The following is a 12,275-nucleotide window of genomic DNA, read 5'->3' on the forward strand; positions in this document are numbered from 1 at the left end:
TTAACCCTCCAACTTTCTAAGCTTTATTAACCCTATCGACTCTCTAAACCTTAAGAGACACTTTTTCCCATTTTACCGAATTTATTATTATTTTTAGTAACATTAATCACGAAGTTTTAAAGCCAACATATATATGATGTATCGATTAGGACTCACAATAGTAATCTTTGCCAGCTGTTTTACTACCGCATTTGCGCAATCGTATCCGGAAACGACTACGCAGGAAGAATATCGTATTCCTACATATGCTCACATTCAATTGGAACCAGGATTTTGGTCTAGCAAATTGGGCGTAAATGTTGATTTGGGTGATTCCGACGAACAAGTAGAAGAAGGTAAAAGGCTGTCAAACATTTTATCTCAGACTAGATCCTATGCAGCGGTGCTGAACCACATGGCAGAATTAGGTTATGAGCTGATAAACACGCTTAACATAACTTCTAGTAGTAATGGATCAAGTGGCTCCTACAGAATAGTATATATCATGAAGAAAGTAGAAACTGATTAGGTTCACCAGCAATTTGCTACGGCAACAGCGATATATTTATTGTAATTAGTCTTCAACCATATTAACCTTATCAACATTATCAACTCTCTAAACCTTATTAACCTTATAAAATATCTAAATATTATAAATAATAATTAATTTATTTAAAATAATCATTATCTTTATCTTAGTTATTATAGCGACAAGACGGATTGAGGCATCAGCCTCATTCTTTTACGATGTCACTCATACAAGAAAACCGCTAATTTTCCCTTTGAGTTGACTTTGAGCTCGCTTACTATTGGATTTTGCTATCTTTGAAGAGATGCTCTCCAATAGGGCGAGTCTCATGTTAGTCTTTGGGGAACCACAGCTTCGGTTGTGGTGGTTCTTAGCGGTACCACTTGCAAAGCTTTGAGGCTCGCCCTATTGGCATATCTAACCATTCCAATATTGCTTCCCTTACTTTTTCTTGAGTTACATCAGTTGTATAATCGTCGTGTTTCGGCTTTTTTAGGAGTGGATTAATGGTTTATGCTACCGCCAAAGCCGAGTAGGAGCGTAGTGCAGGTTTTTTGTGATGATTTTTTAGGTTAATTAGGGTTTTTCATATCTAGGACGACTTGCCTACGCTCCCCACACGATGTATTTGATGCCACTACACGCAATAGTATAATGGCTCGAGGATACGGAGCGAAGTCTACGATAGGCAGGCAAATCTTAAGCTGTCACATCACATAATGCCAAAGCCCTGCCGCAATAGCTCCAACAAGATTTATCACAGCGCGCTAGCGCTGTGTTCCTCGGGTCTTGTTGTTAAAGGTATTTGAATTGTTGTTTTTAAATTTGTGTCTACAAACAACTGGCTTAAGTTGATCCTAATGCTGTGAGTGAGTAAGATTAAAGGCCGAGATACTTCACTTATTATTTTAATTCCCGACTACAATCTTAACCGATAGCAATCGCTTGCTATCTCAAACATTTTGTATCAGTTATTATTTGAAAGATACTTTATTTACAACACAAGCGGAAAGGAGAAGACTTTATTTGAAAAACTTCTCCATTTTAGTTCTTAAAGGCGATTTGTCTCGAAATTCAAATTTAACATCGGGGTAGAAATCATCGATATTTATACTACGCGCAAAATTTAAATCTGGAATATTTTTAATTAGATTATACTTTGTTATTAAATATGAATTTGACTGGCTGGCTGTTGCGTCAATTTTATCAAATTCCCATACTCTACCTAACATTGATATGCTATTAAAAAACAGGATATATTGCTCTGGTGTAGACAGTTGGGCTCTCAAAGTTTTAGTATATTCATATTTTTCTTTATAAGTAAATATTTCCTGTTGATTTATATACGTAACAGTCTGATAAAGATGACGATAATAATGCCCTAATTTTGCTTGATGACCACCGTAAAACTTAAAAAAAGTTGGATAAAAATCGTTATATGAGTAAAAAAAATCTTTTACTGCGGATAATTTTGATTCATAATAATCTTTAAATTCTTGATCTGCCATTTTCCACTCTAAAAAGTATTCTGAATCTTTGTGCGGTTTTACAGCAAAATATGTGAGTATGATTTCTAAAAATCTGGACTTATATGTGTGCCTAAAAATGCCAGTAATGGTTTTTATACCATTCTCCGATACACCAAAAAATACAATTGCGTATGCAATATCACAAAGAGCCCAGTTTTTCAAATCTATATTATCTCTGACACTTTTAACTTTTTTACTTTTCTCTAGATAGTTTTTATCATAAAGTTCCTCAATTGAACATTCTTCTATAAATATTGCTAACTCATTAACACAAGTCCTGATTTGATCTAAGATAAATGAAAATGTAGCTCTTCCTAATAAATTCGGAGTTTTATTTGCCATTATTATAAGGATTATTATAATAAATAGTGTTGGCATTATCTACGTGAATTTTAATTAAAGTAAATATTCTTGCTTCTTTTTTCTCCTTAAGATTTGTTATAGATTGATCTGCATATATATGTTTTGTAAACAAGAATAATTCCGCTTAATGATATTATAGTACCAAAGATACCGCCAATGTAATCTCCTACAGCACCAGACTCAACAACTGATACTTTTGTATCTCCCCAAGGAGTGTAATTAACACGTAGAGAGTAAAGGAAATATGAAACAATAATAAAACCAATTATTAACAAAACAATTGATAAAGCCAATAGCGACCTATTTATAACTTTTGTCATAGATTCAATATAATGATTAAACGTTTGAAGGTAGTAATACAAAAGAAAAGATACACTTATATCCTGCAAAATTCAGACTTTTTCTTACCATATTATAGAAAGTGACTTTACTGAAAAAGGGAATTTCCTTTTTCTGTGTTGCACCAATCACACTAACGTACATAATAGTGTAACTATTAGGTGTATAAGGTAATTGCAGCGGATCTAATCCCAGATCACCAAGGTGCTTGTTAAACTGAGATAAAATTTTTTCCTCCTGCTTTAAAATCACACCACTATAACTTCCCTGTGCCAGTAAGTGACTGAGTGTAGAGGAGGACTTACCCATCTTTACATGTATAAATGTTCTATTTTTTGAATCGTATACATCACATACTTCATTATTATCTTTTCCAAGGCCCCGCTTTTTCGCAAGCTCATGTCCGAGATCGAAAAGGTGTCGCTCATTTTTTGAAGCGTCACAAATCTCTTTATTATAGTCGGACTCTTTTATCTTTGTTTTTGAAGGTGTTGGGAAATTATTATCAGCAACGCATGAAGCAAAGTAATCACTAACTTCTTTATAAAATGACGGTGAAATCTCGTACCAACTGCCTTCTGATAGTATAAATTTTTCTTCCTGTATAGCCGTCTCCCAAGCTAGGCATCTGTGTAAAAGCCACGAATTCTCTTTTCCATTTTCACCTAGAGTGTGAACTTTATAATTGTCAAGATTTTCTAATGATATTTTTTTTCTTTCCTCTTTTCCTATATCTTTTTTCCAATCTATCATTGATGGCATTCCATATTTTTCTTTTAACGATAAACGACTTCTGTCACCAGTACTAAATACGAAGTCCTTATTAACTACATCCTCTCCAAAAAAAACCGGTGGAATAAAATGCAACTCTTCCAAACTTCCCTTTTTTAGTTCTTGAACTAACAGTTTATCAAGTTTTTCTTTAAGTGCACGATCCCTGATCAAAGATATGTTGTCTAACCACGGATAGTCTTTTTGATAATGCTTCGAAAGGTATTGTGTATGTATCTTCTTTAATATTTTCTCTAGTTCTAGTAATGATTCGACGTTCTTAAAAAGTCTCAAACTATCTTTACCATCAAGGGAATCCCCTAGCTCCAAATTTGATGAAATCTTACCGACAATTCCTCGCAGAATATCTTTTTCTTTATTTATCTCAAAGCCTTCTGGTGTTGTTCCGAGCGAGGCTAGTTTTTTAGTTTTTTGAGAATTTAGCTCGGGCTTAGTGGTATCAATTTGACGAATTTCGTTCTTCGGTATACTATTGATTGCCGCACGTAGTCCAAAATTGTATTCAATCTTTGTCATATCTAGTAGATGGACTCCCATTCCAAGCGGAATAGCAAATATTCTTCCTGAAACTGTTATCGTCAATACTGCATATGAAGACGAGTTTTTAAAATTTTGTGTAGAAACATCAAATGTTTCATTTAAAAAATATGCCCAGTCTGGAATGTTTCTTTTGCTCTTTCGGTAAAATACTGTGAAGTTATCCTTAATATCACTTGAGAGATTTTTTACTTTAAAAATCTCACTTCCACTCTTGACATCTTCTTTTATAAGGTATATAGTTGGTTTAATAAATGACATAAACTTAAAATGATATTAATTTAAAATTTGGAGTAGTAAGCGAAGTTATCATTGAAAGGGCCGTAAAAAAAGCTAAGAAGCTTAATAATGTAGCGATTGCCGTCACGCCAGCAGAGTGGTAAAAATGTAATATTCATAGGTGTGTTAGGGTTAATAACAGCACTAAGATAGGCGATTAGCTCAACAAAAAAAATGCGGTTTCCCGTAAAAGAGATAAATGTGGCTTTTGGTCTACTTTTGAGATTACCCTATCGTTCCTCTTCGCAAGGACGACGTTAAACCAAGCTAAGAAAGTCCATTGATCGGCATCTCCTTAACCTTTGATCGGCATGTACCTCACGTTTGTACGTACAGTAATAATACATAACCAATACAGTACCAATACATAAAATGCCTATGTTAGTTACACTAACAATACACTAACGATACGGGAAAGGTTAAGTAATGGTGAATTAATGGCCAAACAATGCCCTACATCTTACCCCAAAAAAGCGATGTATTTACTTCCAAATAGAATCCGCTTCAAACACCTCTAAATTAGTAACATCAATATTATTTCCCCAGAAATGAAAACCTTCCGTATTCTGACGATCTGGCTTACGCTCCATGGAGTACGAATACCGACCGCCATCGATAAACACCTCGATCGACGTATTGTCGATAAAGATATCAGCCGTTAGCTCCATGCTGGTCATATCATCGGGCGAATAAAAAACCCCATTGATCGTATTATTATTCATGTCGTAGCCGATAATGCGTTGTCCGAAAAGGTTGAATCCCGCATCCGTCGCGTGCGATAGCTTGAATGTGGTTTTGATGCGCAGCTGCTTGGCATCGTAATAAGCTTTTAGCCTTTCATTGGCCTGATCGGATTTGAGATTAGACCATTTTTGCACAGGAGTAAATAGGCTTTCCACCTCTTTGACCGGTTGGCTGAATAGGCGTACGCCATTATTAGTTTTCTTCAGCGTTAGCTCCGTGGGCAAAAGAAACATCCCGTTGAATGGCATTCCCGGATGCGCTACGCGTCCCCAACCAATCTGGATTCGTCGGCCATCGCTATCCGGAATATTGGAAAAGGTCTGCGCCGCGTAGATCGTTCCTGTCCCTAGTTGATGTTTGCCGCTTTCTGGCGTAAATGTTTTGCCGTCAAACGAACCAATCATATACGTGTTGGATGCGCCGTACATCACCCATTTCTTATTGTTTTCATCGCCATCGATAGGCAATTCAAACAATTCAGGACATTCCCAAAAACCCGTTGTGTGGCTTTCGTATTTCCAGTCTTTCAGATTCGCAGAGGTATAAATCGAGTGGCCATCGCGCTCATTGAGCACCATCACCCAATGTTGTGTAGGCTGATGCCATATGATTTTCGGATCACGTGTATCGCGGCTATTCCACTTTTCTTTGCTATCGATCACAGGATTTTTGGCGTATTTGGTCCAGGTGCGGCCATTGTCCAAACTGTAGGCCATACATTGCACTTGTCGTTCGCCCGTTTCTGCGGTATAAGATGCCACCATCGCGGGCTTTCCATCTTTTCCGAATCCAGAAGTATTATCATAATCAATCACCGCCGAACCCGAAAACATCGTTCCCATTTTGTCTGGATGCAATGCTACGGGCAGCTCTTCCCAATGTACCAGATCTTTGCTTACCGCATGTCCCCAAGACATGTTTTCCCATTCGCGCTCGTACGGATTATGCTGATAAAAGAGGTGGTATTCGCCTTCGTAGAATATCAAACCATTGGGATCATTGACCCAGCCTCGTTTTGTGGTGAAGTGAAATTGCGGACGGTTTACTTCCTGATAAATCGAATCTTGTCCGGCGATCTTATCATCTTGATAAATCTTGCTTAGCGCACTTTCATCGCCATCGTAGCTCAAGGTAATTGTTTTACCTTGGTAGGCCGATACATCCGTGAAAACCCAATATTCGGGATCGCCATGCGCCAGGCGAATGTTGAACTTTCGATCTTCCTGGCCATCGACCAACATGGTCATGACTTGCCGATCAACTTGCTGTGATATGGGGAAATTAATATAGCGTTTGCTTACTTTGATTTGGATATCGGCTGCTTGCACGGAAAGCGCAAGACATAGAAAGGCAAGGGTACTGGAGGCTAGTTTATTCATAAGGATAGTATTCGTTATTCGAGGATTTATGTACGCATCTACCAAAAATGCAAATTTTGAACATAGTTACCTGTCACAATTGTCTCAATTTCACTTGATAATCGATCAGTTTTATAAAAGGGAGCGGGAATTGCATACCTTCGTCAAAGGAAATACCGTAAGCACCAAAATTAAACGATGGCAATCATTAGCAAGCATTCTAAACTATATGGGGAAGTGACCACCATCCGCTTGATCGCAGCACAAATTTTTGTGCTGAGTGTTCTGTCGATCTGGTCTGGATCAGCCATTATCGTGATCTTCATGATTGTTGATTTTGCGGTACGAGCCTTTTCTTATGGGACATCGCCATTGAAGTGGACAGGCAGTAACTTAGTAAAGTTGACGGGTACGACGCCAAAACCGGTATTTTTGCCACCGAAAAAATTTGCAGCTTTGTTAGGGTTTATATTTTCGGTTTTATGGCTGCTATTGCTGCTTTTAGGGTGTCCTGATTATGCGCTCTTGGTTGGCGCAGCTCTAGTATTGTTCTCGTTCTTGGAGTCTGTATTTCAAATCTGCGTTGGATGCTATATCTACAATTGGGTAGTAGCACCACTGCTTCAAAAACGCCAAAATAACTAAGAGATATGGCCTGAGGATTACCAATTGAAGACCTTACCCATAATTTCCTCTTTTACAGCTATAGATGTTTAGCTGAATTCAACGCGTGTCGTCGCCATACAACATTCTTATCGGCGTATTTTTCCGTCTTAAAAATTCTCGCTCGATTAGAAATTAGTACGATATGGTATAACACGGATAGATTAATCTGCCTTTAAAATTTGCGTGATGGCGACAATAAAATTGTGCTGCTGATCTACAAAAGGATAATGTGAACAGTTGTCGAGCAAGAAAAAGTTTTCCTTGCCTACGATTTGTTGCATATCAGATCGTTGTTTTTGTGAGAAAATCCCGTCTTGCTTCCCATAGATTCCTGTGAGGTGTACGCCTTTTTGTTTGATTGTGGCTAACATCTTATGTGTGTTGATGTTTACTTGTCTTTCATTCTTGTAAAACAGCAAGGGTGCTTTATCATTTCGAATATTGTTTTTTCCATATACACTTTCTTCATATTGCTTGCGCAATGCAATCGACTCGGGCGTAGGGTGCGCCATGCTAAAGTACTTAAAATGCGATGCGATTTCATAAACCTGTTTTCTATATTCGGCAGTAGTGGTATCCATCGTACTGACTTTGGCGATCTTTTCCAGCGCAGCGCTATCCTCCGATGTTTTAGCCAATATCATACAGCTATCCAAGATATGATTGTAGGTCTCCTGCTGGGAAAATAAGGCGCCGACTAAAATCAAGTTGGTCACTTTCTCTGGAAATGCAGCTGTGTACTGCGTAGCGACCAAGCCACCAAAGCTGTGTCCGATCAGGCTGAATGTTTCCAATTGATATTGCTCGGCGATCGTATTTAAATCTTGAATAGCTTCTTGAAATGTTACTTTGGCCTGCGGGTCGTGTGATCGTCCTTCGCCACGTCGATCGTATGCGATGACATAAAAACCGCGATCTGCTAAATGTTGTGCTGTCGTACCCTCAAATAAAGTGGCATTGCCTCGTGGTCCTCCGTGTATATAAATCACTACCGGATTACTTTTATCACCGTATGCTGCACTGTACAAAGACTGAGCATGCAATGCAGTAAACATAAAACTAAGCCACACTAGGAATGCTGGTATAGCAACACGCATTAATTTAAGAGAAGTAAATAACATATATATCTTATACCGTGGTGTAGTGAAAAACCTGCGGGAACGGATCATAATAATGATGCAATAATTCCTTCCACTTGAGGTACTGCGCTGATTGCCGAAATCCTATTTCGTGCGCTTCGAGCGAAGTCCATTCTACGAGTAAAAGATATTGATTAGACACTTCTATGCATCGATGCAAACTATGTGACAGATAGCCATCTATAGCAGAAATATATGCCGATGCCGTTTTGAAATCTCGCTCGAATTCTTGTTCTTGTCCCGCCCTCACTAATAAGGTAGCTTGTTCTAAAATCATATATTTATTCTTCTAAATACTGGCAAATATATTCCAAAATTACTTAGCTTCCTGCTAAGGTCGAATTTTCATCTTCAACTACTTAAATCTTGTATGCACTGTTCTCTAATTTGCCAAATCTCGGTCGTAGTTAACTTGATCTGCGGATTATCCTGAAGCCATTGTGCCAAGAAAGCTTGGTGCAAGGCTACCTTTTGCTGACCAATGTTTGCGGGCGGCATTGCGATTTCAAATAGTAACTCTTCCAAAAAATCTTGCGAAGAAGAATTGACTCTGGTGAAATCATAATAGTTTTCACCATATTTAAGATACATATGTGCTTCGGGAATAAGATCCAGACCATATGCCGCTAATGTTTTTGCGATAGCAGGCGTGTTGCTCGCTTGCATTTTAAATATGCCCATCATCAGTATCAAATCCTCTATACCATTTTCCGTAGCGAGTTGTTTGAGTAATGCGTGTTTTGTACTACAAGTACCCTGTCCATCCTGAAAAATGGTGCTTAAATCCGACTTGTTCGTATTTCGCCGATAGGGCAATTGCTGGATATAGATACATGCATCATGAAAAGTGGTAATTCCACGATCCAAAAATTCCTTGGAAATGATGCCATCTTGTTGGATTTGAAAATTGGGTAATTCACGTATTGATTCGATCGCCATGTGATTTCGGTTCTGATACAACGATAAATTCTAGGTCATGCTCCTCCAAGTTCGATATCTGATGTTTTACTTCTGGGAGGATATGAAATCCTTTACCTGCCGCTACGTAATGACGTTGATCTCCAACATCAAATGTGGCAATACCTTTCAGAATATAGAAAAACTGTTGGGCTTTATGATGATAATGTGCGCTTTCGGACGTGCCACTTGGCATTTTTTCCTGTATCACGCTCAGTGTCTCGGACTCGACCAAATGCCAACCATCGCAGGCATCTCCCCATTGATAATGTTGCGTATTTGAGATATCTCTGATCATATTATTTCTTATATTTTACTTCAACTTCACGACTAGCTTGTCATTTAGATTTTCACTCTTGGCGACTAATTTATTGTCTACCCACACACAGAGCATGCTTTGATCTCCTGCTTTGCTATCGTCCCAATCTTTCTTCCAGACAATATCTACATCATGCTCGTGATAACGTAGCTTGCCCAAGTAAAAGTAATCCCATTCTTCAGCAGGCAACAAAGGCTCAATAATAAATTGATCTTCGTGCATAGCTTTAAAACCGATAAGATCTTCGATCACAATATCGGGATAGGTCGAGTGAAAATAATCTTGCTCGCCACCGATGTACTCGCCATCACTCGGGATGTACCATTCGCCAATATTTGGCTTCGCAGGATGATGTAAGGTGGTCAATTGGCTGATATGCTTGTACAACAATGCGCGATCTGCATCGGTAATATCGTTTTTGTAATTGCGCAAATAGTTGGCAAAAGCCTTATAAACAACCGAATTCTGAAAAGGCCAGCCGCGACCATTCCACGCGTAGGCTTGCTCATTGTAATACGGATGCTGGCGTTCGGCGGTGGTCATTCCTTTGGTGTTGGCAAATCCTTCTTCGCTGCCAAAGAATTCCCACGCTTTGGCATATTTCACTTGCTGATCTTTGGGAATCATATTGAAATACCAAGGCGTGTAACCGACAGATTCGCGCACTTGGGCTTCGAAATCGCGGATGCCAAATTCATTGTCGCCCGCACTATAGCTGTTGAAAAACTGTTTTTCATCACTCCATAACACTGACATTACTTTGTGTTGTAAGTCGCTCGCGCGCTGCGCATAGTTGGCGGATTGGCGTTTGGCTTCGGCTCCTCCAGCTAAATCTAATTTGTGTAAAGTGCTCAATGCATTCAGGCCTCCGTATGCATATCCATTGACCGAAGGTCGTACCAAATAGAAATCAGGATAACCTTTTCGATATGCTTTGGGATACTGTGCAGCTTGTGGAGAATTAGCTGCTTTTTCCGTGGTGTTCCAGCCAAGATAATACGCTTTCCAATTGTCGTGCGTATATAGATCGTATGCACCTTTGCTCTCGATCAATCCCAAAACGGCCGATAGGCTGAATTCCATACCATCATACAAGTCGAGTATTTTGTACAATCCCTGTGTTTTGGCGTTTTCCGTTTTCACGGTAAAGAGGCTATCCCACATGGCTTGATGGTTTTCCAAATGCGGGAGAATATCGTGCATCCACGCCGCATCGGGATGAATGCGAAGATAAGCATCTACACCATCGATCATCCAACTGGAGAAATGATGGCTTTCTGGGCGACTCATGTAGGTTAGGAAATTGCCATTCTCGCGCTGATTCAATCGGGAAGCCGATCCGCGCATAAAATAATCGGCATACGATTTAAGGTATTTTGGATCGCGCAGCCAGCGAACATCGTAAAACTGATGTCCGGCAGGGCAGGTGATCGCGCCACTGAGCGACGCCCAAGGTTTATCACCAAAAAATTCGGTAACCACCCAATAATCTTTACCATCTATTGGATCGGAATATTCTTTAAGATGTTTGCTTATCATCCACCAGCGATAGTTGTACACGCGATTCATGGCCTCATTCGAACTGCTGAACAGAGGGATATTTTGTTGTAAAAATGCTTCGTTATTCGTTTTGTCAAATGGGCCATCAGATGCTGGACGATCCGTATAGTTGTTGAATTCAATGACGTGAGACGATAGTTGTGTGCTCGCCAATTGATGTAGGTGCTGTCGTTCCTTATCCAACGACGTATGCTTGACTCCTCTACAGGAGCTGAGAAAATAGACACTACATAGCGCGAAGAAGATAGAGATCTTCAACGAGGGCATTCTATTCGCAGATATATGCATAAATTGACGTTAATAGTTGCTAGACCTTTTTTCTAAAGATATCGTTTTGAAAAAATAGATACAAGCGTATCTTGGTGGATATCACAGCAAATTTATGTGAAAAGCAAAATAACAACCCGCCGTACAAGGCAGTCAGCACTATAATCAAAATTTTAAATCACTGCTTTGTGCTCAGGTTAATCAGGTTTGTAGGTTTTGATCCTCCGCATCAAACTTTTTCGAACACTGATCGCGGTATAAAAATCTGTGGGTGAGGGAGCGCCATTTAACTGAACAATTATGCCGGGCTCGACCGATACGGTTGGACTTACTTTCTTGGCAAGCAGGGCAGAAATACGATAACTGTCAAATGGTTGGTCACGTACCAAATTCATCCGAATTTCGTGTCGAAAGATTAATCCCCAGACCGAATTGTTCGCGCGATCTAACTTGATAAATGAGTTAAACAGGTATCTAGCTCTAAAAAGAAAAAGATCATTAAATAGGTAACGTTCCTCTAATCGAAATCGGTGTGCTATGGAAAATCTTGGACTCACCACATTATTAAATGTAATCTGTTGAAATGTGCGATGCTCGTATCGATTGAATTTCTCACCATCGCTATTGTATGGCTGTAGCAGCAAAAACATATATCCACCACCTACAAATGCATCGGTGTTGTGAATGCGATGCTCTATAGAACCGTTGATCAGACTTAGTCTGCTGTCTTGAAGGGGCGTATCGTAAAATCGCTGTTGAAAGTTGAATGAATACCGCCATCTATCATTAATTTCTCCTTGCAGGTTTCCATGATACCAACTTCCCAGTCCGCCTGGTTGTGCAGATAGAGATGGTATGTAGCTATAGCATAGCAGCATAAGGATCGTCAATTTTTTGATTAAATTATACATCGTTTTT

12 protein-coding genes are annotated in these 12,275 nt (G+C 39.2%); 2 read left to right on the forward strand and 10 right to left on the reverse strand.

All coding sequences use genetic code 11. From position 1 onward, the window contains the following. The first annotated feature begins 133 nt into the window (after window positions 1-133). A complete protein-coding gene (locus A0125_RS01585) occupies window positions 134-508 on the forward strand; it encodes a hypothetical protein (RefSeq protein WP_066751163.1) in 375 nt (124 codons plus the stop codon). A 1,022-nt stretch (window positions 509-1,530) separates the two neighbouring features. Here the strand turns inward: A0125_RS01585 and A0125_RS01590 are convergent. The 4 genes from A0125_RS01590 to A0125_RS01600 form a co-directional block, all read right to left on the reverse strand. Next, on the reverse strand, window positions 1,531-2,379 hold the full coding sequence (locus A0125_RS01590) for a putative phage abortive infection protein (RefSeq protein ID WP_197464720.1): 849 nt from the start codon (window positions 2,377-2,379) through the stop codon (window positions 1,531-1,533). An 86-nt stretch (window positions 2,380-2,465) separates the two neighbouring features. Beyond that, complete coding sequence (locus A0125_RS15495; protein ID WP_156472376.1) at window positions 2,466-2,720, reverse strand: hypothetical protein; 255 nt, start codon at window positions 2,718-2,720, stop codon at window positions 2,466-2,468. A gap of 16 nt (window positions 2,721-2,736) precedes the next feature. Continuing rightward, entirely contained in the window at window positions 2,737-4,329 is a 1,593-nt protein-coding gene (locus A0125_RS01595) for a DUF6119 family protein (protein WP_066751169.1), read from the reverse strand. A gap of 500 nt (window positions 4,330-4,829) precedes the next feature. After that, window positions 4,830-6,470 (reverse strand): DUF4980 domain-containing protein, encoded by a 1,641-nt coding sequence (locus tag A0125_RS01600; RefSeq protein ID WP_066752654.1) that lies wholly within the window; start codon window positions 6,468-6,470, stop codon window positions 4,830-4,832. A gap of 177 nt (window positions 6,471-6,647) precedes the next feature. Between A0125_RS01600 and A0125_RS01605 the strand changes: the two genes are divergently transcribed. After that, a complete protein-coding gene (locus A0125_RS01605) occupies window positions 6,648-7,094 on the forward strand; it encodes a DUF4395 domain-containing protein (RefSeq protein ID WP_066751172.1) in 447 nt (148 codons plus the stop codon). Window positions 7,095-7,276: 182 nt separating this feature from the next. On the opposite strand, the gene A0125_RS01610 is transcribed toward A0125_RS01605, so the two are convergent. The 6 genes from A0125_RS01610 to A0125_RS01635 all read right to left on the reverse strand — a co-directional run bounded on the left by A0125_RS01610 (window position 7,277) and on the right by A0125_RS01635 (window position 12,268). Then, window positions 7,277-8,236 carry an alpha/beta fold hydrolase gene (locus A0125_RS01610; protein ID WP_231863077.1) on the reverse strand — a complete coding sequence of 320 codons (960 nt, stop codon included), beginning with the start codon at window positions 8,234-8,236 and terminating at the stop codon, window positions 7,277-7,279. A gap of 7 nt (window positions 8,237-8,243) precedes the next feature. After that, window positions 8,244-8,531, reverse strand: a complete 288-nt coding sequence (locus tag A0125_RS01615) for an antibiotic biosynthesis monooxygenase family protein (RefSeq protein WP_066751176.1) — start codon at window positions 8,529-8,531, stop codon at window positions 8,244-8,246. 74 nt (window positions 8,532-8,605) lie between these two features. After that, window positions 8,606-9,193: a hypothetical protein gene (locus A0125_RS01620; protein ID WP_066751178.1), complete on the reverse strand. Its 588-nt coding sequence runs from the start codon at window positions 9,191-9,193 to the stop codon at window positions 8,606-8,608. Beyond that, a complete protein-coding gene (locus tag A0125_RS01625) occupies window positions 9,171-9,509 on the reverse strand; it encodes a cupin domain-containing protein (protein ID WP_066751181.1) in 339 nt (112 codons plus the stop codon). Before A0125_RS01625 ends, A0125_RS01620 begins: the two co-directional genes overlap by 23 nt. 15 nt (window positions 9,510-9,524) lie before the next feature. Next, window positions 9,525-11,378: an MGH1-like glycoside hydrolase domain-containing protein gene (locus A0125_RS01630; protein WP_197464721.1), complete on the reverse strand. Its 1,854-nt coding sequence runs from the start codon at window positions 11,376-11,378 to the stop codon at window positions 9,525-9,527. A 176-nt stretch (window positions 11,379-11,554) separates the two neighbouring features. Beyond that, window positions 11,555-12,268, reverse strand: a complete 714-nt coding sequence (locus tag A0125_RS01635) for a DUF2490 domain-containing protein (protein ID WP_066751185.1) — start codon at window positions 12,266-12,268, stop codon at window positions 11,555-11,557. Window positions 12,269-12,275: the final 7 nt, after the last annotated feature.

Source organism: Sphingobacterium populi, from assembly GCF_001586775.1.
Taxonomy (GTDB): Bacteria; Bacteroidota; Bacteroidia; order Sphingobacteriales; family Sphingobacteriaceae; genus Sphingobacterium; species Sphingobacterium populi.